Annotated in this window: 16 protein-coding genes and 1 tRNA gene; 4 read left to right on the top strand and 13 right to left on the bottom strand. The window is 66.0% G+C overall.

The features are described from left to right. Positions 1–102 precede the first annotated feature (102 nt). On the top strand, positions 103–483 hold the full coding sequence (locus ACUN9Y_RS04600) for an antibiotic biosynthesis monooxygenase family protein (protein ID WP_445459510.1): 381 nt from the start codon (positions 103–105) through the stop codon (positions 481–483). Here ACUN9Y_RS04600 and ACUN9Y_RS04595 read toward each other — a convergent pair. The 9 genes from ACUN9Y_RS04595 to ACUN9Y_RS04555 all read right to left on the bottom strand — a co-directional run bounded on the left by ACUN9Y_RS04595 (position 480) and on the right by ACUN9Y_RS04555 (position 9667). Beyond that, positions 480–1715 carry an MFS transporter gene (locus ACUN9Y_RS04595; RefSeq protein ID WP_445459509.1) on the bottom strand — a complete coding sequence of 412 codons (1236 nt, stop codon included), beginning with the start codon at positions 1713–1715 and terminating at the stop codon, positions 480–482. The two genes, ACUN9Y_RS04600 and ACUN9Y_RS04595, sit on opposite strands and share 4 nt — an antisense overlap. Continuing rightward, complete coding sequence (locus tag ACUN9Y_RS04590; protein WP_445459508.1) at positions 1712–2695, bottom strand: hydroxymethylglutaryl-CoA lyase; 984 nt, start codon at positions 2693–2695, stop codon at positions 1712–1714. The genes ACUN9Y_RS04595 and ACUN9Y_RS04590 overlap by 4 nt, the downstream gene beginning before the upstream one ends. Positions 2696–2958: 263 nt before the next feature. Next, a complete protein-coding gene (locus ACUN9Y_RS04585) occupies positions 2959–3510 on the bottom strand; it encodes a TRAP transporter small permease (protein ID WP_445459507.1) in 552 nt (183 codons plus the stop codon). 8 nt (positions 3511–3518) lie between these two features. Next, the gene (locus tag ACUN9Y_RS04580; RefSeq protein WP_445459506.1) at positions 3519–4565 is read right to left on the bottom strand and encodes a TRAP transporter substrate-binding protein; all 1047 of its coding nucleotides are present in this window, start codon (positions 4563–4565) and stop codon (positions 3519–3521) included. A 153-nt stretch (positions 4566–4718) separates the two neighbouring features. Next, a complete protein-coding gene (locus tag ACUN9Y_RS04575) occupies positions 4719–6011 on the bottom strand; it encodes a TRAP transporter large permease (protein ID WP_445459505.1) in 1293 nt (430 codons plus the stop codon). A 23-nt stretch (positions 6012–6034) separates the two neighbouring features. Then, positions 6035–7243 (bottom strand): CaiB/BaiF CoA transferase family protein, encoded by a 1209-nt coding sequence (locus tag ACUN9Y_RS04570; protein WP_445459504.1) that lies wholly within the window; start codon positions 7241–7243, stop codon positions 6035–6037. A gap of 162 nt (positions 7244–7405) precedes the next feature. After that, on the bottom strand, positions 7406–8107 hold the full coding sequence (locus tag ACUN9Y_RS04565; protein ID WP_445459503.1) for a GntR family transcriptional regulator: 702 nt from the start codon (positions 8105–8107) through the stop codon (positions 7406–7408). 520 nt (positions 8108–8627) lie between these two features. After that, a tRNA-Thr gene (locus tag ACUN9Y_RS04560) sits at positions 8628–8703 on the bottom strand. 142 nt (positions 8704–8845) lie between these two features. Next, complete coding sequence (locus ACUN9Y_RS04555) at positions 8846–9667, bottom strand: acyl-CoA thioesterase (protein WP_445459502.1); 822 nt, start codon at positions 9665–9667, stop codon at positions 8846–8848. Positions 9668–9764: 97 nt separating this feature from the next. Between ACUN9Y_RS04555 and tadA the strand changes: the two genes are divergently transcribed. Continuing rightward, entirely contained in the window at positions 9765–10238 is a 474-nt protein-coding gene (tadA, locus tag ACUN9Y_RS04550) for a tRNA adenosine(34) deaminase TadA (protein WP_445459501.1), read from the top strand. On the opposite strand, the gene ACUN9Y_RS04545 is transcribed toward tadA, so the two are convergent. The 3 genes from ACUN9Y_RS04545 to mltF form a co-directional block, all read right to left on the bottom strand. After that, on the bottom strand, positions 10215–12269 hold the full coding sequence (locus ACUN9Y_RS04545) for a diguanylate cyclase (RefSeq protein ID WP_445459500.1): 2055 nt from the start codon (positions 12267–12269) through the stop codon (positions 10215–10217). The two genes, tadA and ACUN9Y_RS04545, sit on opposite strands and share 24 nt — an antisense overlap. Positions 12270–12553: 284 nt before the next feature. Continuing rightward, a complete protein-coding gene (locus ACUN9Y_RS04540; protein ID WP_445459499.1) occupies positions 12554–14518 on the bottom strand; it encodes a diguanylate cyclase in 1965 nt (654 codons plus the stop codon). Positions 14519–14531: 13 nt separating this feature from the next. Beyond that, on the bottom strand, positions 14532–15989 hold the full coding sequence (mltF, locus tag ACUN9Y_RS04535) for a membrane-bound lytic murein transglycosylase MltF (protein WP_445459498.1): 1458 nt from the start codon (positions 15987–15989) through the stop codon (positions 14532–14534). Positions 15990–16147: 158 nt separating this feature from the next. On the opposite strand from mltF, the gene purL reads away from it, so the two are divergent. Beyond that, positions 16148–20065 (top strand): phosphoribosylformylglycinamidine synthase, encoded by a 3918-nt coding sequence (gene purL, locus ACUN9Y_RS04530; RefSeq protein ID WP_445459497.1) that lies wholly within the window; start codon positions 16148–16150, stop codon positions 20063–20065. 366 nt (positions 20066–20431) lie between these two features. Then, positions 20432–21241, top strand: coding sequence for a crotonase/enoyl-CoA hydratase family protein (locus ACUN9Y_RS04525; protein ID WP_445459496.1), 810 nt, complete (start codon positions 20432–20434; stop codon positions 21239–21241). A gap of 247 nt (positions 21242–21488) precedes the next feature. Here the strand turns inward: ACUN9Y_RS04525 and ACUN9Y_RS04520 are convergent, their stop codons facing one another. Continuing rightward, on the bottom strand, positions 21489–24563 hold the full coding sequence (locus tag ACUN9Y_RS04520; RefSeq protein ID WP_445459495.1) for an efflux RND transporter permease subunit: 3075 nt from the start codon (positions 24561–24563) through the stop codon (positions 21489–21491).

The following is a 24563-nucleotide window of genomic DNA, read 5'->3' as shown; positions in this document are numbered from 1 at the left end:
TCCGGTGAGCGTAAACGATCAGGTGTGGTGGAGTAAGGCAGGACGTCCGCTCGACCGCAATATCTCTGTGCTAATCCTTGTTGGCTCAATCAGGAGGGCTGCATGCCCGGCAGTGAAATGGTACCTGGCGGCGGTACGCAAGCGTCGGGGCTGGCGGCGACGCCCGCGCCCCCTTACTACGCGGTGATCTTCACGTCCTTGTTGACGCCCGACCAGCACGCAGACGCTGCCAGCGATACGCCGAGCTACGCGGCGATGGCCGAGCGCATGGTCGCGCTGGCAAGTGCGCAGCCCGGATTTCTCGGCGTCGAGTCGGCCCGCGACGGGCTCGGCATCACCGTATCTTATTGGCAGAGCCTCGAGGCCATCAGCGCCTGGAAGGCCAACTTTGAGCATCGCGAAGCCCAGCGGCTCGGGCACGAGCGCTGGTACGCGAGCTTTCGCACCCGCATCTGTCGGGTCGAGCGAGACTACGGTAGCTAGCCGGACGGATCGCCGAGCTCTTCGCGGGCGGCACGTCGGGCCAGGATGACCCAGCCCAGGCTCGCCAGCGCCACGCCGCCGAGCAGGGCGAACAGGCCGGTGTAGCTGCCGATGGCGCCATGCACAGCGCCCAGCAGCGGCAAGCCCAACAGCACGCCGCTGTAGGTCAGCACCAGGCAGCCGCCGGCGGCATCGGCGACTCGATCGATGGGGGCGAGTCGGGTGATCTCGGCCATGAACACCCCGTTCCAACCCAGCGCCGAAAAGCTCATCACGCAGAGCACGGCAATCACCAGCCACAGCGGCCAGGCCGGCGTCATCAGGGCAATGGTGGCGCCAGTCCCCGCGCTCAAGCAGGCCAGTATCGCCAAGGCCAGCAGGCGGTCGTCGAGCGCATCGCCGACCAGGCCCCAGGCGATGCGCCCGACGATCCCGCACACCTGAATCGCCGCCATCACCAGCCCCGCGGTGACCAGCCCCACCCCGAGATCCTCTACCAGCAGCGCCACGCTGAAGGCCGAGACCGCCAGCTGAATGGCCGAGAAACACAGGCTAAGCAGCGCCACGTAGCGCAGCGAGCGTTGGCGCCATACCACCCGCAGTCCGGCAAGGGGCGTCGTCAGCCAAGGCGTGCGAGGATCACGCGCGAAATCCCACCGACGCCGTCTGGGCTGCAGCATGACGATGCCGGCTAGCGCCGCCAGTGTCAGGCAGCCCATCGCCGCCTGCCAGCCGAGCGCCAGCGCCAGTGGCGGTGCGCACACGCCGGCTAACACTCCGCCGAGAGGTACCCCGGTCTGCTTGAGCGAAAAGACCATGCCGCGGCGCCGGATGGGTGTGACGCGAACCAGCAGCAGCGAGGCCGACGGGTTGGTCAGACCGTAGCCCAGCCCGGCGATCAACGAGGCGATGGCGAAACTCGCCACGCTGGGGACACTCAGTAGCGCCGCGCCGCCGCCGAGCAGGCCGAGCGCGATTTGGCTCACCCGGCAAGGCCCGAAGCGACGGGTCAAGGGACCGCCAACCAGGGATGTCAGCATGGCGCCGGCGAAGATCAGGCTGATCTGGATGCCGACCGTGGCGGTGGAAACGCCGAGCGTTGCCGCGAGCTGCGGCGCAATGGCCGCGGGAAACAGCGCCACCAACGACGAGAAGGCCAGCACCAGGGTGGTGGCGAGCAGGGCAATGCCGGTCTCGCGGCCCCCTCGCTCCTCGCCAGGGGCGTCAATCATGCACGGGGTGCCTCGTCGGCCGCCGCTGCGGCGCTTGGCCCGGGGAGGCGCTGTCGGGGAACGCGGCGCAAGTGACTCTCGGTCTTGGCACCGGGCAGGGTGGCGATGCGGTCTGCGGCCTGCAGCAGTCGAGGCAGGTCGATGCCGGTCGCGACGTTGCCGCCGTCGAGGGCATAGATGAGGTCCTCACTGGCGGTATTGCCGGTGGCGCCGGGGGCGAAGGGGCAACCGCCAAGGCCAGCCGCCGCGGCGTCGAGCGTCGTGGCCCCATGTTGGACGGCGAATAAGGCGTTGGCCACGCCCATGCCGAAAGTGTCATGGCCGTGAAAGGCCCAGCTTAAGGTGTCGGCGGCGTGGCGCTGGCGCAGTTGGGTGAAGTGCTCGGCGACTCGATAGGGCGTGGCTCGCCCGGTGGTATCGCACAGCGCGACTTCCAGGGGTAGATCCGCGGTGATGACCAGGGCGCGCGACAGCACGTCGTCGACCTGCTGCCAGGCGATGGTGCCGTCAAATGGGCAATCGAATGAGGTGGCTAGGTCCAGACGCAGCGCTGTTCCGCCCTGGTCGCGCAGCGCCGCGACCACGCGGGACAACTCGTTCAGCGATTCGGCGACGCTCTGGCGCACGTTGCTCTGGTTGTGAGACTCCGACACCGAGACGACGAAGACCAGCTCGCTGACACCGTGCTCAAGGGCCAGTTGTGCCCCCTTGAGGTTGGGCACCAGGGCCGAAAAGCGTACGTCCTTGCGGTGGGCGAAGGCGCGCACCAGCTCACCGGTGTCGGCCATCTGGGGAATAGCCTTCGGGCTGACGAAGGAGCCGATTTCCATGCGTGTGATGCCTGAGTCCAGCAGCGCCTGGATACAGGCCTTCTTGTCCTTGGTGGGCAGCGGATCACGGATCGATTGGAAGCCATCGCGAGGAGCGACTTCGACGAGTTCGACGCGGGCGGGAGGCGACAGCGGGGATGAGAGGGACATGCATGGCTCCTGATCGTGGAAGGTTTGGCGACTGCTGGCCAGGCGGTGGTCGGGTGCCTGTCGACAGGAGCGGCGCCTTGGCTTGTAACGTTGTGCCGGCACCGCGCGAGGCCGGTGTTTGGTGTTCATCTGGCTAGCGTTTGGCTGTCTGGCGTTTGGCTGTCCAGCACTCAACGGCCTAGCACTCGGTTGTCTGGCGCTCAACGGTCTGGCGTTCAACTGTCTGGCGTTCAACTGTCTAGCGCTCGGCTGTCTAGCGTTTACTACAGCGGGGCATCCTCGTGGGTCTCGGCCGCGTCTGGCGGCGCCAGCGGGGCGCCCCGCGTGACACTGGCGAGGGTGTCGATCAGAAACTGCAGGCCGAGGGCGGCGAAGCCGATGGGCATCAACGCATAGGGAATCACCATTGGCGTGCCAAGGGCGCTGGAGACTCGCTCGCCGTACTCGTAGGCCTGGGCGGCCATCAGTGCGCCGCGCCACGTCAGAATGGCGCAGAACAGCACGCCGGCCAGGCCGGTGGCGACTTCCAGCGCGCGCTTGAGTCCAGCGGGCAGCTTGTCCTTGAAGAAGGTGATGCGAATATGGGCGTCGAAGCGCTGGGCCTCGGCGGCCCCCATCACCGCCAGGTACACCAGCAGGAAGGAGTTGATCTCCAGGCTCCAGTGGGTCGGGGCGGCGAAGGCATAGCGCATGATGGTGTCGTAGCAGATCGACACCATCATGAACACCAGCACCGCCATGGCGGTCAGGCGCAGGACGGCGAGGACGCCGTCCCAGCCTTTCAGCGCGATGCAAGCCGTGGTGTGAGCGCTCATGATCGTGCTCACGCCTTGCCAAGGGCCAGGGCGATGGCTCGCTCGCCGACGTCCGCGCCGACCTCGCCCTTCCATTCTTCCCAGATCCGGTGGGTGGCCTCATTGAACGCCGCCAGGTCTTCGTCGCTTGGGTCGACCACCTCGACGTTCTCGGCGCGCACCTGGGGCCAGTACTCGTTGGGGTAGATGTCGTCGTTGCAGTGACTGATGAAGTTCGTGTCGTACCACTGGGCGGCTTGGGTCAATATCTCGCGACTGGCGTCGTCGAGGCCGTCCCAGCGATCGCGCAGCATGAAGGGCGCGACCGAGAAGCCGGTGATCGGTAGCTGATAGCAGACGCTGACCTGCTCTTGCAGGCTGCGCCCGATGATGGTCGAGATATTGAAGACCCCGGCATCGACGGTGCCGCGCTGCAGCGCCATGTAAGTCTCCGACGAGGGGATGCGCACCGCGCCGATATCGTAGGCCTCCAGCGCCGAGGTGGCTTCGAAGCTGACCACGCGAACCTTCTTGCCGCGTAGCTGCTCGAGTGAGCGCACGGGACTCGCCGCGGTACTCCAGATGTATTCGGGCTCGAGGATGCCGCCGCCGGAGGTCAGCATGTAGAGGTTTTCCTTGGCCAGCTCCTCGTTGATCAGCGTGAACAGCGGGCTACCGAGTGCCAGCCGCTCGGGGTTGCGATACAGCTCTCCGACCACCCCGGGCAGCCCGGTGATGCCGAGTATCGGCAAGGAACGGGTAATGTAGGAGGTGGTGTGAAACATGAAGTCGATGTTGCGTGAGCGCAGCGCGGGAAGCTGCTCATCGACCTTGAGCAGTTGGCCCGAGTCGTAGAAGTCGACCTCCAGGGCATCCCCGCCGTTGTCGCGCAGAAAATCGACGAAACCGGCGGAACCGTAGGTCAACGCCTTGTAGGACGGCGGCAGGTAGGTGACCCCGGTAAAGGTCTGGGCAGCCTGGGCCGGTCGCGATAGCAGCGAGCCGGTGCCGAACAGGGTGGCGCCGGCGCAGGCGCCGGCGGCGGTCTTGAGGACATGGCGACGGGTTAAGGTCATGGCAGGGTTCTCCGTTTGTTGTCGTTGTCGTTTCCAGTCTTGTCGCTTGGGGTATGGCCGGCGCTAGCGCCGTGGTTATGCTGTTTCGGTGGCCAGGTGGTGCTGGCGCCGGCCTTTTCACGGTCGGCGACGGGCGGCCATCGGCCAGGCAGCTCAGTGCATCAGGCCCGGCAGCCAGAGGCTGATCGCCGGGAACAGCACGAACAGCATCAGTACCGCAAACTGCACCGCCACGAAGGGCAGGGCACTCTTGATGATCTCCTCCACCGAAAGCTCCGGGCACACTCCGCGCAGCGCGTAGAGGTTCAGCCCCACCGGCGGGGTGATCACCGCGATCTCCAGGTTCAGCACCAGTACGATGCCGAACCACAGCGGGTCGTAGCCCATGCTGATGATCAGCGGCAGCAGCACCGGGGTAGTGACCACGATCAGCGATACCGCATCGACGATCATGCCGAGCAGGATCAGCAGCCCCATCACCGCCAGCAAGATGGCCCAGTCGGGTAGGCCCGAGGCGGTCAGGGTCTCGGTCAGAAGCTGCGGCACCCGCACCATGTTGAGATAGTCACCGAAGATCTTGGCGCAGCCGATGATCAAGAGGATGGCGCCGCTGATGCGAGCGGTGCTGATCAGGAGTCGGCCGAAGCTCGCCAGGGTCAGGCTGTTGAAGATCAGCGCAGCGATCACGAAGGCGCCGAAGGCGCCGATGCCGGCGGCCTCGCTTGGCGTGGCGAGGCCGGAATAGATCGAGCCGAGCACGACCACCACCAGCAGTGCCGCGTGCCAGATATTGGCCAGGCTCGCGAAGCGTTCACGCCAGCTGAAGCGTTGCTCCGTCCTGGGGGCATCGGCAGGGCGCAGGCTGACGCGAACGAAGATGAATAGCGACAGGGCGAGCGCCAGGACCACGCCGGGGACGATGCCACCGATGAACAGGTCCGCCACCGAGACGCTGGCCACGGCACCGTAGATGATGAACGGCACGCTCGGCGGAATCAGCATGGCCAATGCCCCGGCGCTGACCACCGACCCCGCCGCCAAGGATCGACTGTAGCCGCGCTCGAGCATCTGCGGTACGGCAATCGACCCCACCGCGGCGACGCCGGCGAGACTCACGCCAGAGACCGCGCCGAACATCGCCGAGGCCCCCACAGACGAGATCGCCAGGCTCCCCCTGAGCCAGTTGAGCCACTTCACCGCGGCCTGAAACAGATTGCTGCCGACCGGCGTCGCGCCAAGCAGGTTGCCCATCAGGATAAACAGCGGCAGGGCGATCAACTCGAAGGCGTTCAACTGGCCGAACAGCGACGAGGGCGCGAAGAAGAACGCCATCGAGCCCCGCGCCATGTACAGACCGAGCAGTCCCGACAGGCCCAGCGCCAGGAAGATCGGCAGGCCAGCGACGATCAGCAGCACCAGGGCGCCGAGGACGAGAAGAGGTTCCATGCGCAGGCTCCGTCAGGGGGGCGTCAAAGGATGGCGCTCAGGCGCAGCGCCGCGATGCTGGCGTCGTCCATGGCCAACCAGTCCTTGAGCACGCTGTCGGTGTGCTCCCCGAGTGCCGGGCCGACGTGGCGAACGCGCCCGGGTGTCGCGGATAGCCGCGGGAAGACGTTCTGCATCGGCAGCGGCGCACCGCGTCGGTCGGTGACCTCGACGATGGCCTCGCGGGCCTTGATGTGCGGGTCGTCGAGCATGTCCTTGGCGGTGTAGACCAGCCCCGCGGGGACGCCCGCGTCCGCCAGCAGATCGACGATCTGCTGGGCGTCGTGATGGGCGGTCCAGGCCGCTACCAGGTCGTCGATGGCGGCCTGGTTGTCGCCTCGGGCACGGTGGCTGGCGTAGTCCGGATGATCGGCCAGGGTCGGTTGCCCCATGGCCTCGCACAGGCGCCGGAACACGCTGTCCTGGTTGGCCCCGATGATGACCTCGCGGCCGTCCCTGGCCGGGTAGGCATTGGAGGGGGCGATGCGTGGCAGGAAGCTGCCGCTGCGCTCGCGGATCTTGCCGGCCCGGGCGTAGTCGGGAATCAGACTCTCCATCATCGCCATCACCGACTCGAAGATGGCGCTGTCGACCACCTGGCCGCGGCCGGTGCGTTCTCGTTGGTGCAAGGCGATCAGTGCGCCCATGGCGCCGTGGACCCCGGCCAGGGTGTCACCGAGCGAGATGCCGACTCGTACCGGGGGGCGGTCGGGGTAGCCGCTGACATAGCGCAGGCCGCCCATCGCCTCGCACACCGAGGCGAACCCTGCGCGCGAGGCGTAAGGACCATCCTGGCCGAAGCCGGTGACTCGCACCATGATCAGGCCCGGGTTGTCGGCACTCAGGGTGGCGTAGTCGAGCCCCCAACGTTCCATGGTGCCGGGGCGGAAGTTCTCGATTACCACGTCGGCTTCGGCGGCCAGGCGGCGCAGCAGCGCCTGGCCGTCGGGCTGGCGCAGGTCGAGGGTCAGCGAGCGCTTGTTGCGCCCCAGCACGTTCCACCACAGCGGGTCGCCGTCGGCGTCGGTCTGGCCCCACTGGCGCATGGCATCGCCCTTTCCGGGGGGCTCGATCTTGACCACCTGGGCGCCGAAGTCGGCCAGTACCTGACCGCAGTAGGGACCGGCGATCAACTGGCCGAGTTCCAGTACCTTGAGGTCATCGAGGGGAAGATCGGCGAAGAGTTCGTTCATGGCAGTGTCCGAGAAAGTGGGGTCAAGGGTGATGGGGCGAGGCCGACGGTTGCACGGCACAGAGCGGCGCCGACCGGCGCTGGCCGAAGAGACGCTTGCGCATTGACGGTATCGGCGCGAGGCACCGCGACGAGGTGGATCGTTGCCAGGGTAGGGCGCGGCTCATACGGAGACCTGCGTGCCGTCATCGGCGCTACCGGACACGCTGAGATGAAGCTCTCGCGATGCCAGCAGATGCGCGCGCATCACGCTTTCGGCCCAGGCGCCGTTGCCGGCTTCGATGGCGCAGAGCATCTCGCGGTGGTGGCGCATGCTGCGGATAAGCGCCTCGCGGTCGTAGGACGAGAAGTTGCGCCGGATCACCGAAGTGCGCACCACGCCCTCGAGGATCTGCGCCAGGCGCTGGTTGCCACCGGCCTGGATCAGCATGCGATGGAACTGGTGGTTCAATGAGGCCAGCTCGCTATGGGCGATGGCGGGCATCTCCCGGCACGAGGTCAAGGCTTCCATGCGATCGGCCAGAGAATGCAGGTCGGCCAGGGTCCCGGCGTCGATCTGACGGCAGGCCATGTGCACGGCCATGGGCTCCAGCACCAGGCGCAGTTCGAAGACCTCCTGGGCGTCCTTCTCGGTCCAGGCGCAGACGCGGGCCCCCTGGTGGGGCATCGCTTCGAGCCAGCCTTCCGAGACCAGTTCGCGCAGGGCTTCACGCACCGGCGTGCGGCTGACATCCAACTCGGCGGCAACCGCCGCTTCGCGAATGAACTCGTGGGGCCGGTAGCGGCCTTCCAGGATGCGCTGCTTGATCGCCTCATGGACCTGGGCGGTGGCCGTGCGGCTCGGTGTTGTCGATGTCGCAGTCAACGTAAGAGAATCTCGGCTATTGCATACAATACTCAGCGTAGATCCCGTTTGTTCGGTTGAAACTTAGACTTTATGTCGAGATCGTATGCAATTTGTGCCCTGTGGGGGTGGGCGAATCGGCTGGCCGCACTCGATGGCCACCGAGACAAGCCGGTTCGGTGGCGTCGGCGAGGGACGCGGCAGGTCGCGGCAGGTCGCGGCAGCCCCAGGTGATTGGCGGCGTGTGCGGGGCAGATGAAGAGGGCGAGGGCTGGATGACCAGGACTGACCAGGGCTAGCGGGGCTTGTCACGGTTTACCAGGACTAGCGGGGCTCGTCAGGGCTTGAACGGATCACCAGGGCGAGTGCGGACACGGTGGCTCGAGGCGGTCTGCGATGACTCGACGGGAATGGGACGGCCCCCGCCGAGGGCCTCGCCGTCCAGCGACCCGGGGGCTTCCCCGCAGGATCGCGTCGCTGGCGTATCATCGCCAGTGGCGCCGATAAGACCGCGAGGCGATAGCGAGGCGAGTTTGAGAGGTGGTGCCGATGAGCGGAGTCGAACCGCTGACCTGCGCATTACGAGTGCGCTGCTCTGCCAACTGAGCTACATCGGCGGCCAGGTGATGATAGCGAGGTGCCCCGGGCAGCGCCAAGGCGGCGCGGTACTGCTACCCGGAGGTGCATAGTCGTCCCCGGCGTTGCTGGACGCATGTTGTCTGGGCGTAGGCCGCCTGACCCTAGGTAGCGGCGTGGGCGCTAGGTCTTGGCCGCGTCGCGTAGTCGCGTCAGGCCTTCCTGGGCGCTGGAGGCAACGAGTCGGCCGGCGCGGTTGTAGATGCTGCCGCGGGCGAGGCCGCGGGCGCCACCGGCCCAGGGGCTATCCATGTCGTACAGTAGCCAGTCGTTGACCCGGACGTCCTCGTGAAACCACAGCGAATGATCGAGGCTGGCGATCTGCAGGCCGGGGTCGCCGAAGCGGATGCCGTGGGGAACCAGCGACGTCGTCAACAGGTTGAAGTCGGAGCTGTAGGCGAGCAGATAGCGATGCAAGGCGGCGTCGTCCGGAAGCTCCCCCTTGAGCCGGAACCACAGCCGCTTGCGCGCCGGCTGGCCGGGCTCGGCGCTGTCCTCGAGGTGGCGAAACTCGATCGGATGACCGGGAAAGCGCATGATCTCGGCGTCGTCATCCAGGGCATCGGCGCCGGGCAGCGACGGCATGGCGACCTGATGGTCGAAGCCTGGCTCCTCGCCGTGGAAAGAGGCGCTGCAAAAGAAGATCGGGCGCCCCTTCTGGATGGCGGTGATGCGTCGGGTGGTGAAGCTGCCGCCGTCGCGCACCCTGTCGACCTGATAGACCACCGGCAGGGTGGCGTCGCCGGGACGCAGGAAGTAGCCGTGTAGCGAGTGCACTTGACGTTCGGCATCGACGGTCTGTGTGGCGGCGGACAGCGCCTGCCCGAGCACTTGGCCGCCGAACAGCTGCGGCAGGCCCAGGTCCTGGCTGCGTCCGCGGAACAGGTTCTCTTCCAGCATTTCCAGGCCAAGCAGGTCAACGAGGCCATTCAAGGCGTCGGACATGGGCGGTATCCTCCTTCACACTGAGCCCCATGGCACGGGGCATGGGGCCATCGGGTATCATACGAACGTTTAACGCATTCTACGGGAGTCGGCGCGCATGCGCAGTGATGAATTCTACATGCATCGAGCGTTGGAATTGGCGCAGCAGGCGGCGAAGGCCGGTGAAGTGCCGGTGGGCGCGGTGGTGATCGATGGCGATGGCGAGATCGTCGGGCGTGGGTTCAATGCCCCGGTGTCGCGTCACGACCCCTGTGCCCACGCCGAGGTTGAAGCATTGCGTGACGCCGGCGAGCGGCTCGGCAACTATCGCCTCGAGGGCTGCACGCTCTACGTCACGCTGGAGCCCTGTCTGATGTGCACCGGCGCGATCATCCATGCCCGCATCAAGCGGCTGGTCTATGGCGCCGCCGAGCCACGCAGCGGCATGGTCGAGTCGAAGGCCAACCTGTTCGCCCAGCCCTGGTACTTTCATCGCGTCGAGGTCAACGGTGGCGTTTTGGCCGGACGCGCGGCGACCCTCTTGAAGGTGTTTTTCGCCGAACGCCGCTCACACGGTGATGCCTCCCGCTAGTCCGCCATCATCATCGCTGGCGGGACGCCCAGGCGCGACGCAGACACGGTTGCGGCCATCACGCTTGGCCGCGTAGAGCGCGACGTCGGCGCGTTGGGTGAGGGCGTCCATCCGCGGTCTGCCAGCGATCTGAAGGGCAACGCCGATGCTGACCGTCAGTGGGGTGCCATCGGCATGGGCCAAGCCCGCGTGGCGTATCGCCAGGCGGATCTTCTCCGCCATCGCCAGGGCGCTTGCGTCGCTGCTGTCGGCCAGCAGGGCCACGAACTCTTCACCACCCAGGCGCCCGAAGATGCCGGCCGAGCCTACCGCTGCGCGGCCCACCGCGGCGATCCGAGCCAGGACGCGATCCCCCTCGGCGTGGCCCAACTGGTCATTGACGAGCTTGAAGTGATCGATGTCCACCAACAGCAGGCCGATCGGCAGCCGTTGCCCGAGGGTCGCGGCGTAGGCGTGCAACTGGCGTCGGTTCGGTAGCTGCGTGAGGTCGTCATGGTCGGCAAGCCACGTCAGGCGGCGCTGAAGCCGGCTGCTGCGGCGAACCTCTCGGCGTAGTTCGACGTTGGCGTGACGAATGGAGCGATGCTGCAAGCGCATCTGATGGCGATTGAACAAGACCAGGTACAGCAGGTAAGCGAGAACGAGCCCCGCGCACAGGGTGATGGGCCCGAGGCGGCTGCGTAACCCCAACAGCAACTCGGTCGAGGGGCGCAGGGTCAGCGTCAGCGGTTCGCCGAAGAGGTCGATGGGGCTGTCGATGTCCCAGGGGCCAGGGTGGCCATCCAGGGGCCAGGTCTTGAGGGCTTTTCCCTCACGCAGCAGGCTAACCTGCAACGGGTTCTCGCCATGCTCAGGGGACAGGTAAAGGGCGTCGAGAACGGGCGGCAGGGCGACGACCATGCCGACGACGCCGATGACCTTGTCCTGTGGGCCGATGATCGGCAGGTACTCGAGAAAGCCTGGCATCCCTTGTACCAGCGTGAGCAGAGACGAATGCCGTTCTTCGCCGCTGGCGATGGCAGCGTTCAGCAACGTGTTCAGCTCGAGCGACGGGTGTAGTTCTTGGATCGATGTGCCGACCAGGGAGGCCTGCGCAGGCGCATCCGGGTAGACCCTGACGATCTGGCCGTCGGGGGTCAGGAACTCGAGGTTCAGCAGATAGTGAAAGTCACGATGATAGAGCCGCGCCATTTGTCGCCAGTGGCGGCGAGACGGCGTCTGGGCGTACAGGCCCCAGATCGCGGCGAACCGGCGCATGGCCTCCTGATGGGAGGCGAGCTCCAGCGACAGGCCACGGGCCATGGCGGCGGCCTCTTTGGTGCCCTTGGCCACAAGTGCTCGGTCGGCCTGGGATTCCTGGATCTGCCACAGCCATAGCGTGGCCATGACAAGGCACAGCGATGGCCACAGGCCGCGGGTGATGCTCGTGGCCGTATGTTGCCAGCCCTTGACCACGCCAATGAACTGCGCGATCACCAATAGCGCAAGCACCAGGGAGAGCGGAATATCGTGGCTATTGAGCAGGGGAGACGACGGTATCCAGCGACTCAGGGTCATCTGGTCGAGAACGAGCAGTAGGGCCGACAGGGCCTGGAGCAAGGGCACCCCGAGGCTCGACCGCGTTCGCGCCAGCAGGCCCAGGGACAGGGTCAGCATCACCAGCAGCTCGAGCAGTGCCGGGCGCCAGTCGAGAAGGTCGCTCCCCGCATTCAGCCGCTCCACGATGGTGTAAAGATGCGCCATGGGAAGCCATGCCTCGGGAATCAGATAGGTCGCCAGAGCGCCGAGCAAGGTCAGGGTCACCGGCCACAGGATAAGCGCGCTTGTGAGCACACCGTGGCGGTACCAGGTCAGCTGGGCACAACCGATCACAATGGCCAGGCCGAGGGACGGGGTGCGGCCCAGGTGGTCGGCAGCCGGGACGGTTGGCAGCAACAGGGCCGCCAGTGCCAGGACGGTGGCAATAGCGCTTAACCACTGATGGAGGGGCGGGTGAAGCCCCTTCGGCAGACGCCTCGAGACGGCTTGCATGATGGCCTCATGACTCGTGCGCGGCAGAAATGCCGATGGCGAGCGCGGTGATGGGAACGATGTGACCACCATACGATTCGTGCCGAGAAGGCGCGCACGAGCGCTTGGCCGAGCCGCTATTCGAGTGCGGAAGGTTGACGGAGGTCAGTCTTGGGGGGTGTGAAGGCGGCTGCTCGCTCGGCGCCGAGGGCTTCTGCTGTCGGCGCTGAGGGCTTCTGCTGTCGGCGCTGAGGGCTCTTGTTGTCGGCGCCGCAGGCGCCCGCGGTCGAGCCAGGGGCTGGGCGCTAGCCTTCGAGGGCGACGATGACCCGATTGCGCCCGGCGCGCTTGGCCTGATACAGCGCCGCGTCGGCGCGCTTGAGCAGATCCTCCTGCACCAGGACGCCGGCGTCATGGGTCGCGACGCCGATACTGACGGACAGCGGGGAGCCATCGGCGTGCTCGATGCCGGAGGCGAGTGCGGTTTGACGCAGCGTCGTGGCGATTTCGGCGGCGCTTGCGGACGCCCGGTTGGGGAGCAAGACGATGAACTCTTCGCCGCCATAGCGGGCGAACATGGCGTCCGGCGGCATCGCGTCGCGCCCCAACTCGGCAAAACGCGCCAAGGCGTGGTCGCCATACTGGTGGCCGAGGCGGTCGTTGATGCTCTTGAAATGATCGATGTCGCATAGCAGTACGCTGAGCGGAAGCGTCGCGGCCTGCTCTCTCAGGGTGGCCAGGAACAGGCGGCGATTGGGCAGGCCGGTGAGTTCGTCGTGGCCGGCCAGCCACTCGACCTCGCGCTGCAGGTGGGTACGGGTGCGAACCTCGCGGCGCAGCTCCTCGTTGGAACGGCGGACAGAGCTGTGCTGTTGGGCCAGTCGGTGGTTGCCGAACAGCACCAGATACAGCAGGTAAGCCAGGGTCAGACCCACGGCGAGACTGACCGGGGCTTGACGCGAGCGCTGCATCAGCAGGTACTCGCGGTTGGGGCGGGACACCAGCTGCAAGGTCTGCTTGCCAATGGTGATGTCGCTGCGGATCTCCCAGGGCCCCGGTCGCCCCTGGACGCGCCACTCGCGAATCACCTGATCGCCATCACGCAGGCCGATGGAGAGACGTTGACGATCGAGCTGGCTCTGTTGATAGAGCGTTTCCGCCAGCATCGGCAGGCTGACGACCATGGCCGAGACGCCGATCAGCTCGTCGCCGTCGCCGATCATCGGCAGATAATGAATGATCCCCGGGACGCCCTGCAGTAGGGGCACCACCCCCGTCTGTCCTTCCTGCTTGGCGTGTATTGCTTCGGCCACCGCGGCGACGTAGGGGCGGTCGATGGTGAGCACGTTGGTGCCGACGGTGCTCCGGTTCGCTCGATCATGGGGGTAGACGTAGCGAATGCGTCCGCGGGCATCGATGAAGGCGATGTTGAGAAAATACCGAAAATCCTGGTAGTACAGCTCGGCCTGGCGGCGCCATTCGGCAGGACGGGGCGCACGTCCGAGCAGCCCCCAGAAGGACGCGAACCGGCGCATGGCACTCAGGTGCGCGGCGACCTCCGACGACAGGCGCCCGGCGACGCGCTGATACTCGAGGCGGGTCTCGGCGTAAAGTTGATGGTCGGTCTGAAGACGCAGATAGTTCCAGAACAGGCTGGCGATGATCGCCAGGGCAAGGGCCGGAACCAGGCTACGGACCAAGCTGGCACGCGAGTGCCTCCAACCGGCCATAACGCCAAGAAACTGGGCTGCCAGCAGCAGCGCGAGGATGGTCAAGGTTGCCGGGTTGCCGGCCAGGTTCTGGGGCGAGACGAGGGTGTCAGTGGCGAGCATCGCGGCGTCACTGATCAGCATCATCAGTGCAAGAGCCTGGAGCAGGGGCGCACCGAGGCTGGCACGAGTCCGCACCAGCAGGCTAGCGGTCAAGGCCATCAGCGCGAACAGCTCCGTCAGCGGCGGGCGCAAATCGTTGATGTCGGCCCCCGCGACCCAAGACGCGGCCTTGGCGTCGAGCGTGGCGTAGCCGATCAGGTTCTCCGGCGCGACATAGGTGACCGAGACCAGCGCCAGCAGCAACGCCAGGGGCAGCAGGAACAGCAGCGATGCCCGCACGCCGCGCCAGTACCACACGCACTGGCCAAGTGCCAGCAACACACCGAAGGCCAGGGTAGCGCGATAGCCCTCGCTCACCAGCGTGGGGACTTCGATGGCCTGACCAAGCAGTGCCAAGGCGGCAGCGGTCAGCGTCATGGCGACGGCGGTTCGACTCATTCCCGGTCGGGTCCTATGGCTTGGGGGGGACGATCTGGAAGATCTCGCCGTCATCAGGGGTCGGCAGGCGAGCATTCAATTGATGAAACTGTTGCTGGCTGCGATCGACGTAGTCCAGGATCTCGAGGTATCTACGTATATTACGCACATAGATGACAGGTTCGCCTCCGCGAGCGTACCCATGGCGCGTCTTGCTGTTCCATTCACTTTCCTGCAGCAGCGGCAGGGCCTCGCGGACATCGGCCCAACGGTTCGGGTCGCCACCGCGCATCGTGGCGATATCGCGGGCGTCGTAGAGGTGCCCCAGGCCGACATTGTAGGCCGCCAAGGCCATGTAAAGTCGGTCCTTGCCGACAATGCTTGCCGGCAGGCGACTTTCGATACTGCGCAGATAGCGAGCCCCGCCGCGGATGCTCTCGGCGGGGTCGAGGCGATTGGCCACGCCGACCTCGTCGGCGGTGGCATTGGTCAGCATCATCAAGCCACGAACCCCAGTGGGGGATGTGGCCTCGGGGTCCCAGTGGGATTCCTGATAGCCGACCGCCGCCAGCAGCTTCCAGTCGAAGTGTTCTTCCCTTGCCGCTTCGCGGAACAAGGTGTCAAAGCGTGGCAAGCGCCCCTCGACGTGTTCGATGAAGACACGCGCGCCGACGTATTCGAGGTAGTCGTCGTGGCCGAAATAGCGCGCGATCAGGATGTCGAGTTCGCCGTTGGCCCTGAGCGCGTCGAAGAAGGCGTTGGCCGACTCGATCAGCCCGATGCCGCTGCCGCCGGGAAAGGCCCAGGCCATGGAGATCGGCTCGCCCACGGCGAAGCCATCTTCCACCTGGGGAAAGAACAGGCGATTGAGGCGAAATTGGTGCTCGAAGACCACCGCGGCATCGAGACTGCCGTTCTCGACGCGCCGGAGCAGCGCCGCCACTTCCAGGTCCTGCGCTTCCTTCCAGCTCAGCGACGGCTGGGTATTCTGCAGTTCGTGCATCAGCCGGCTGACGCCGCTGCCCTTGAGCACGCCGATCTGCCAGTCGCTGAGATCGTCGAGGGTTTCGGGGGGATTGAGGTCGCGGCGATAGACCACGATGGGCTGCATCGACATGATCGGGCGGGTGAATACGATCCCGGGTTCAAGCGGCGTCAGCGGCAGGGCCGCGGCACCCATGTCGCCCTGGGTGCGGACCGCGTCGAGTACGTTGGGAACATAGTGATCGGCATTGAGCGTCAGACTGACGCCCAGATAGTCGGCGAAGCGCCGCATCAGTTCGTACTCGAACCCGGTGGGGCCCTGGCGTCCTTCGTAGTAGGTCAGCGGCGTATTGCGAGTATGGATACTGATGAAATCCCGCGCGCGGACGTCCAGCAAGGCGTCTCCCGGGGGGGGAGGCGGCACGGCGGGCCACAGTGCGAGGACTGCGCTTAGGCTCGACAGTAGCGTGAGGCGCAGGCGTCGAGGGTGACCAGAAACGTCGATCATGATAGCCAGGCTACGGGCGGCGAAGCGCTCACCTTAACCAGAGCGTGGGCGACTGTCATCTGCGGCGATTTCTCGCACCCGTCGGTTTCCAGTATCATATGGCGTCTCGCCCGCTGCGGCTCCCATCTTTCATCGCTGATTTTCAGAGGCTCCAGGATATGCTCGAACTGCGTGGTGCGCCCGCCCTATCTGCCTTCCGTCATGCCAAGTTGCTGGCCACCCTGCGTGCATCCGTTCCCGAGATCGATGTCATGCACGCCGAGTACGTGCACTTCGTCGATGTCGAGGGCGAGCTGGACGCCAACGAGTCTGCCCTGCTCGAGCAGTTGCTCGATTACGGCAGTGCCCGGGAAGAGGCCCAGGCCGACGGCCTGCAGCTGTTGGTGGTGCCGCGTATCGGCACCCAGTCGCCGTGGTCCTCCAAGGCCACCGATATTGCCCATAACTGTGGTCTGGCGAAGGTGCTGCGTATCGAGCGCGGCATCGCCTATCGGATCGGCGTGCGCGGCACCCTCAAGGAGGCGCACTTCGCGGCCATCGTGGCCGGCATTCATGACCGCATGACCGAGACCGTGCTGCAGGATGCCTCCGATGCGGCGACCCTGTTTGCCCACCATGCCCCGGCGCCTCTCGGGCGTATCGATGTGCTCGAAGGCGGCAGACAAGCGCTGGCGACGGCCAACGTCGCGCTGGGTCTGGCGCTGGCCGAGGACGAGATTGACTATCTGGTCGCGGCCTTCGTCGAGCTGGGGCGCAACCCCACCGACGTCGAACTGATGATGTTTGCCCAGGCCAACTCCGAGCACTGCCGACACAAGATCTTCAACGCCGACTGGGTGGTGGACGGCGAGCCCCAGAGCCATTCGTTGTTCAAGATGATCAAGAATACCTTCGAGGCGTCGCCTGAAGGCATTCTCTCGGCCTACAGCGACAACGCCGCCGTGATCAAGGGCAGCGAGGCGAGGCGCTTCTTCGCCGCGCCGCTGACCGGCAAGGACGGCGAGCGCGCGACCTACGGCGGAGAGGTGGAGCCGATCCACATCCTGACCAAGGTCGAGACCCATAATCACCCGACGGCCATCGCCCCCCATCCCGGTGCGGCCACCGGCGCCGGCGGCGAGATTCGCGATGAGGGCGCCACCGGGGTCGGCGGCAAGCCCAAGGCCGGGCTGACCGCCTTCACCGTGTCCAACCTGCGCATCCCCGAATTCGTACAGCCCTGGGAAGCCTTCGACTACGGCAAGCCCGAGCGCATCGTCAACGCCCTTAACATCATGCTCGAGGGGCCGATCGGCGGCGCCGCCTTCAACAACGAGTTCGGGCGACCCAATCTGACCGGGTACCTGCGGACCTACGAGCAGGATGCCCTCGGCGCCAATGGCATCGAGCGTCGCGGGTATCACAAGCCGATCATGATCGCCGGTGGCTATGGCAACATCCGCGACGGCCACGTGGCCAAGGGCATCATCCCGGTGGGCGGCAAGTTGATCGTGATGGGCGGGCCGGCGATGCTGATCGGCCTCGGTGGCGGCGCCGCGTCGAGCATGGCCTCGGGCTCGTCCAGCGCCGATCTCGACTTCGCCTCGGTGCAGCGCGACAACCCCGAGATCGAACGTCGGGCCCAGGAAGTCATCGACCGCTGCTGGTCGCTGGGCGATGACAACCCGATCTGCTTTATCCATGACGTCGGCGCCGGTGGCCTGTCCAATGCCCTGCCGGAGCTGGTCAAGGATGGGGAGCGTGGTGGGCGTTTCAACCTGCGTGAAGTGCCCAACGCCGAGCCCGGCATGAGCCCGCTGGAGATCTGGTGCAACGAGGCCCAGGAGCGCTATGTGCTGGCGGTGGCGCCGGACGATCTCGCCACCTTCGATGCCCTGTGCAAGCGCGAGCGCTGCCCCTATGCGGTGGTCGGTGAAGCCCAGGAGGAACACCACCTGGCGGTGGTCGACGGCCACTTCGACACCCAGCCCGTCGATCTGCCGATGAGCGTGCTGTTCGGCAAGCCGCCGAAGATGCTGCGCGAATTTTCGCGCCAGGCGCTCTCGCTGCCCGGCGTGATGCTCGACAACCTCGACCTGCGCGAGGCCATGGATCGCGTGCTGCGCCTGCCCACGGTGGCCTCCAAGAGCTTCTTGATCACCATCGGCGATCGTTCCATCACCGGTCAGGTGGCCCGCGATCAGATGGTCGGGCCCTGGCAGGTCCCGGTGGCCGACGTGGCGGTGACCACGGCAAGCTTCGATACCCACCAGGGCGAGGCGATGGCGATGGGCGAGCGTAGCCCCGTGGCGCTGATCGACCCCGCCGCCAGCGCCCGTCTGGCGGTGGCCGAGGCGATCACCAACCTTGCGGCGGCGCCGATCGCGGCCCTTGGCGACATCAAGATGTCGGCCAACTGGATGAGCGCGGCGGATCACCCGGGCGAGAATCAGGCGCTGTATGACGCCGTGCACGCGGTTGGCATGACGCTGTGTCCAGCGCTGGGCATCGCCGTGCCGGTGGGCAAGGACTCGATGTCCATGCGCACCGCCTGGCAGGAAGACGGCGAAGACAAGAGCGTGACCTCGCCGCTGACGCTGTCGATTACCGGCTTTGCACCGGTCACCGACGCCATGAAGACGCTGACCCCGCAGATCGCCCTCGACCAGGACGAGAGCGACCTGTTGCTGATCGACCTGGGCGCCGGCAAGAACCGCCTCGGTGGCTCGGCCCTGGCCCAGGTCTACGGACAGGTCGGCAACGACTGTCCGGACCTGGATGACGCCGAGGACCTGAAGGCCTTCTTCAGCGTGATTCAGGGGCTCAACGCCGACGGCAAGCTGCTGGCCTACCATGACCGCAGCGACGGCGGTCTGCTGGTCACCCTGCTCGAGATGGCCTTCGCCTCTCGCGCCGGGCTCGAGATCAAGCTCGACTGGCTGATCGATGAGGCCGCCGAGGCGGTCGACGCGCTGTTTGCCGAGGAGCTCGGCGCCGTGATCCAGGTCAATCGTGAGGACACCGAGGCGGTACTCGCCCAGTTCGCCGCCGCCGGCATCGAGACCTGTGGTGTCATCGCCCGGCCGCGCTATGACGACCAGATTCGCGTGACCCTGTTCGAGGAGCCGCTGCTCGAGACGACCCGCCAGCTGACCCAACGTACCTGGGCCGAGACCAGCTATCGCATGCAGGCGCTGCGCGACAACCCCGAGTGCGCCAAGAACGAGTTCGACAACCTGCTCGACAGCCGCGACCCGGGGCTCTCGGCGACGCCGAGCTTCGACGTGGATGACGACATCACCGCGCCCTTCGTCAACCTGGCGCGGCCGCGTGCGGCGATCCTGCGTGAGCAGGGCGTCAACGGCCACCTGGAAATGGCCTGGGCCTTCGACAAGGCCGGCTTCGAGGCCATCGACGTGCACATGAGCGACATCCTCACGGGACGGGTGTCGCTCGACGAGTTCAAGGGCCTGGCAGCCTGTGGCGGCTTCTCTTACGGCGATGTGCTCGGTGCCGGCGGTGGCTGGGCCAAGTCGGTACTGTTCAATCCTCGTGCCCGCGAGCAGTTCTCCGCCTTCTTCGAGCGCGATGACAGCTTCTCGCTCGGCGTGTGCAACGGCTGCCAGATGCTGTCGCAGCTGAAGACGCTGATTCCGGGCGCCGAGAACTGGCCAAGCTTCCTGCGCAACGAGTCCGAGCAGTTCGAGGCGCGCGTGGCCATGGTGCAGGTCGAGAAGACCCCGTCGGTGCTGCTGGCCGGCATGGAAGGCTCGCGCCTGCCTATCGCCGTGGCCCACGGTGAGGGGCGCGCCGTGTTCCGTGACAGCGCCCACCTGCGCAAGATGCAGGGCTCGGGTCAGATCGCCCTGCGCTACACCGATAACCATGGCCAGTGCACCACCCGCTACCCGGCCAACCCCAATGGCTCGGCGTCGGGCATCACCGGCCTGACCACCCCGGATGGCCGCGTGACCATCATGATGCCGCACCCGGAACGGGTCGTGCGTGCCGTGACCAACTCCTGGCGCCCGACGGAGTGGACCCAGGACGGTGCCTGGCTGAGACTGTTCCGCAATGCGCGGGTGTGGTTGGGCTGATACGCGCTCACGGCCGGAGGCGAGGCGGCTGAACTGAAGCCAAAGCCGAACCGCAAGCCGAAGCCGAACCGCAAGCCAAAGCCGAACCGCAAGCCAAAGCAAAAAAGGCCGAACCACTGCGCCGCCCATCGGGCGGCGCAGTGGTTGTGCGTCGCGATGGGCGGCGCCTCCTGGCGGATCACACCAGAGGTTCGGTGCCCCGTGTCCGGCTCCGGGCTACCCGCTTGAACACCTTCGTCATCGGGACGCTGGCGATAGCCCGGGGTTTTCGTATAGCTTACAGCGTACCGCTTTACTTCAAGGCGTAGCGCTTTGCTTCAAGGCGTAGCGCTATTGTCACCCTGGTGTCCAGCGAAGGAGTCATTCATGACCGCAGCGCCCGCGATGAGCAAGACGTTCCACGATCGCCTCGAGGTGACCCTGGCTCAGCATGTCGCCGAAGTTCGCCTGATGCGTGGTGATCGTCACAACGCCATGGACCCGGCGATGATCGATGCATTGCTCGAGGTTCAGGGGTGGCTTGGCGAGCGCGTGGGCCTGCGCGCGGTGGTGCTGACCGGCGATGGCGACAGTTTTTGCTCGGGGCTCGATGTGGCGGCGGTGCTGTCGACTCCCGAACGGGTCGGATGGCTGCTCAAGGCCGACGGCACCGGGGCCAATCCCGCCCAGCGTCTGGCGCTGGGCTGGCGTGATCTAAGCGCACCGGTGATTGCGGCGCTGCACGGCCATGTCTATGGCGCCGGACTGCAGATGGCGCTGGGGGCAGATATTCGTATCGTTCACCCCGACGCCCTCCTGGCGCTGCCAGAGGTCGAGTGGGGGCTGATGTCGGATATGGGCATCACCGTCACCGCCAGCGACCTGCGTCTGGACGTGATCCGCGATCTGATGCTGACCGGTCGCCATCTGGTCGGTGAAGAGGCGGTAGTGCTGGGGCTCGCCACCCGCATCGACGATGACCCCCGCGAGGCCGCACGGGACCTGGCCCAGGAAATCGCCTGCCGTTCGCCCAGGGCCGTAGCCGCGGCGCGGCGCCTGCTGCGCGATGCGCCGCAGCTCGACGAGCGAGCACGGCTGGTGCGCGAGGCCGAGCTGCAGTTCACGCTGCTCGGTGGACCCGAGCAGCGTGAGGCCTCCCGGGCTCGGCTCGAGGGTCGTCCACCACGCTTTGGTTGATTCAGGAACGCGCAGCGCAGCGCTACGCCGCGCCAGACACGAAGCCCCGGAAACAAGCGCCGTACGCTAGCAAGGCCGCTTGCGGCCATGACCGGCCCCTGACAAGAGCCCCCTGACAAGAGCCCCCTGACAAGAGCCCCCTGACAAGAGCCCCCTGACAAGAGCCCCCTGACAAGAGCCCCTGCAGGGAACACCTGCAGGGGCACTGTCGTGTGGGCGAGGGCCCAGCCTCGGCCATCTTGCTGGCTTAGGCGGTGGTCGTTTTAGCGTGCTTGGACTCGGGGTAGATGCCGAACAAGGTGGCGTAGATCACCGGCAGGATGACCAGTGTCAGCAGCGTCGCCACCCCTAGCCCGAACACGATGACCACCGCCATGCTGGCAAAGAAGGCATCGCCGAACAGCGGGATCATGCCGAGCATGGTGGTGATGGCGGCCATTGCCACCGGGCGCACACGGCTGACCGCGGACGTCATCACCGCATCGAAAGGCGTCTGGTCCAGCGCGGATTGAATCTTGATCTCCTCCACCAGCACGATGGCGTTTTTCAACACCATGCCGATCAGGGCGAGGGTGCCGAGCAGGGCCATGAAGGTGAACGGCGCATTGAAGGTCAACAGGCCGCCGATGATACCGATGACGGTCAGCGGCAGAATCGCCCAGATGGCGAGCGACTGGCGCAGATTGCCAAACAGCAGCATGGTCAGGATAAACATACCGATCACGCCTAGCGGCAGCAGCTTGAACAGCGCCTCCTTGGCATCCCGAGAGGTCTCGTCCTCACCGCCCCAGCCGAGGTGATAGCCCTCGGGCAGCTCGATGGCCTCGATCTTCGGCTTGAGTCTTGCGAGCACGTTGGCCGCGGTCTCGCCGGAGAGCGGCATGGGTTCGGCGTAGACCGCCAGCATGCGCTGGCGATCGCGGCGCTTGATCAGCGGATCGTGCAGGTCGGTGCTGAGCTCGCCCAGCACGGTGCCGGCGCTGACGTAGGTTTGCTGCTCGACGCTCCAGACGTTGAGGCTGTTGATGTCATTGAGCGAGTAGCGCTCGCCGGGCTCGTCGCGCAGCACGATCGGGATCAGGTCCGAGCCCTCGCGGTAGACTCCTGCCAGTTGGCCATCGTTGTGGATCAACAGGGCCTGGTGCAGGTCCTGGCGGGTCACGCCGACGCGGCGGGCCTGCTGCTCCAGAAACGGCGGGGTCAACTCCTCGACTCGACTGCCCCAGGACAGGCGAATGCTGTCTACCAGGGGTTCCGCCCGGAACACCTCGCTGACCTCGGTGGCGAGCTCCCTGAGCACGTCAGGATCGGGGCCATAGAGGCGCGCCTCGAGGCTGGCCTTGGCCGAGGGGCCGACCTGCAGCGCCTGGACCTTGTACTGGACCTGGGGATAGTCCTTGCGCAGCAAGACGATGATGTCGGCCATGCGCTTGGCCCGGGCATCCAGATCGTCGGTCTCGACGATCAACTGGCTGTAGCTGGCGTAGCGATCCTCCGGCGAGTAGGTCAGGGTGAAGCGCTGGGCGCCGCCCCCGATCACGCTGGTGACGTGTGCGATGCCGTCCATGGCACCGATCTCGGCTTCCAGGCGCGACGCCGTGCGCTCGCTTTCCAGGATGTCGGTGCCCTCCGGCATCCACACGTCGACGAAGAATAGCGGCGTCGTCGAATCGGGGAAGAAGGCGTTCTTGATGTTCGACGACATCGCGAAGGCACCGACCAGCATGCCCACGCAGACAGCGATGGTCAGCCAGCGAAAGCGGATGCCCTTGTCGATCAGCCAGCCGAAGATGCGGAAGATGATGCCCTTGTACGGGTCCTCCTCGGGACTGCCGTCGTCACGCACGGCGGCTTCGCGGAAGAACAGATCGAAGAAGAAGGGCGTCAGGGTCAAGGCCGTCACCCAGCTCAGCAGTAGCGAATAGAACAGCACCCAGAACAGTGACCCGACCAGCTCGCCGGTGGCATCTGGCGAGAGCCCGATGGGGGCGAAGGCGGTGATGGCGATGGCCGTGGCGCCGAGCAGCGGCAACCAGTTCTGCGCGACTACCTCCTTGGCGGCGGTGAGCTTGGTCTTGCCCTTGCCAAGCCCGATCAGCATGCCTTCGGTGACCACGATGGCGTTGTCCACCAGCATGCCGAGGGCGATGATCAGGGCGCCAAGCGACACCTTCTGCAGCTGCAGGCCGTGGGCCGACATCAGCATCAGGGTGCCGAGGATGGTGATGACGAGGATCAGTCCCATCAGCACGCCCGAGCGCACGCCCATGAACACCAGCAGCACCACGATGACGATGCCGACGGACTCCATCAGGTTGATCACGAAGCCCGATACCGCCTCGTCGACGACCTTGGGCTGGTCGTAGACCGCGGTCAGCTGCATGCCCACCGGCAGGCGCGATTCGAGCTCGGCCAGGCGCTCGTTGACCGCCGCACCGACCTCGACCACGTTGACGCCGGTGACGAACGACAGCCCGATCGAGATCGCCGGCTTGCCGTCGGCGCGATACAGCTGCTGGGGGCGGTCGGTGATGTCACGACTGACGGTGGCGATATCGCGCAGGTGGATCGGGTTGTCGCCAGGCCGTCCGACGATCAGGTCTTCGAGCGCCATGATACTGTCGAATTCGCCGCTGGGCCTGAGCGATAGTGTGCGGCCCTGGAGGCGAACGCTGCCGGCATCGGCGATGGCGTTCTGGGCGTTGAGCAAGCCAACCAGGGTGTCCGGCGGAATATTCAGCGCCTGCATGCGCTCGCGGTTGAGCGAGACGGTGACCTGCTCGGGGCGGTCACCGGCGATGACGACCTTCTTGACGCCCTCGACCAGGCGCAGTTCGCGCTGCAGCAGGTCGGCCTGGTTCTTGAGGTCGTACAGGCTATAGTCGGTTCCCGACAGGTTGTAGAGCAGGCCGTAGACGTCGCTGAAGTCGTCGATGACCAGCGATTCACCGGTGCCTGGCGGCAGCGCGGCCTGGGTGTCGCCGATCTTGCGTCGCAGCAGGTCCCAGTACTGAGGCAGTTCGGTGCCCTGAACGTCGGTCTCGAGCTCCACGGTGATCTGTGAAAGCCCGGCGCTGTTCACCGAGCTGACCCGCTTCAGGTTGGGGATCTCCTGGATGGATTTCTCCAGCCGCAGGGTGACCTCTTCTTCGACCTGCTCCGGTGAGGCGCCGGGGTAGGCGGTGCTGACCAGCGCCATGCGGATGGTGAAGTCCGGGAATTCGAGCTGGCCAAGACCGAGAAACGAGACGATACCGCCGATGCTGAGAAGCAGCGTCATCATCCAGCTGATGGTCTTGTTGCGCAGAAAGTACTCGGTCAT

It is taken from the genome of Halomonas sp. V046, from assembly GCF_052645355.1.
Note: the sequence above shows the minus strand (reverse complement) of the source record. Positions and strands in the feature narration are given on the sequence as shown.

Bases quoted from the DNA above. Each gene is read 5' to 3' on its own strand.
- ACUN9Y_RS04600 (WP_445459510.1), top strand. From the start codon at position 103: ATGCCCGGCAGTGAAATGGTACCTGGCGGCGGTACGCAAGCGTCGGGG.
- ACUN9Y_RS04595 (WP_445459509.1), bottom strand. From the start codon at position 1,715: ATGATTGACGCCCCTGGCGAGGAGCGAGGGGGCCGCGAGACCGGCATT.
- ACUN9Y_RS04590 (WP_445459508.1), bottom strand. From the start codon at position 2,695: ATGTCCCTCTCATCCCCGCTGTCGCCTCCCGCCCGCGTCGAACTCGTC.
- ACUN9Y_RS04585 (WP_445459507.1), bottom strand. From the start codon at position 3,510: ATGAGCGCTCACACCACGGCTTGCATCGCGCTGAAAGGCTGGGACGGC.
- ACUN9Y_RS04580 (WP_445459506.1), bottom strand. From the start codon at position 4,565: ATGACCTTAACCCGTCGCCATGTCCTCAAGACCGCCGCCGGCGCCTGC.
- ACUN9Y_RS04575 (WP_445459505.1), bottom strand. From the start codon at position 6,011: ATGGAACCTCTTCTCGTCCTCGGCGCCCTGGTGCTGCTGATCGTCGCT.
- ACUN9Y_RS04570 (WP_445459504.1), bottom strand. From the start codon at position 7,243: ATGAACGAACTCTTCGCCGATCTTCCCCTCGATGACCTCAAGGTACTG.
- ACUN9Y_RS04555 (WP_445459502.1), bottom strand. From the start codon at position 9,667: ATGTCCGACGCCTTGAATGGCCTCGTTGACCTGCTTGGCCTGGAAATG.
- tadA (WP_445459501.1), top strand. From the start codon at position 9,765: ATGCGCAGTGATGAATTCTACATGCATCGAGCGTTGGAATTGGCGCAG.
- ACUN9Y_RS04545 (WP_445459500.1), bottom strand. From the start codon at position 12,269: ATGCAAGCCGTCTCGAGGCGTCTGCCGAAGGGGCTTCACCCGCCCCTC.
- ACUN9Y_RS04540 (WP_445459499.1), bottom strand. From the start codon at position 14,518: ATGAGTCGAACCGCCGTCGCCATGACGCTGACCGCTGCCGCCTTGGCA.
- mltF (WP_445459498.1), bottom strand. From the start codon at position 15,989: ATGATCGACGTTTCTGGTCACCCTCGACGCCTGCGCCTCACGCTACTG.
- purL (WP_445459497.1), top strand. From the start codon at position 16,148: ATGCTCGAACTGCGTGGTGCGCCCGCCCTATCTGCCTTCCGTCATGCC.
- ACUN9Y_RS04525 (WP_445459496.1), top strand. From the start codon at position 20,432: ATGACCGCAGCGCCCGCGATGAGCAAGACGTTCCACGATCGCCTCGAG.
- ACUN9Y_RS04520 (WP_445459495.1), bottom strand. From the start codon at position 24,563: ATGACCGAGTACTTTCTGCGCAACAAGACCATCAGCTGGATGATGACG.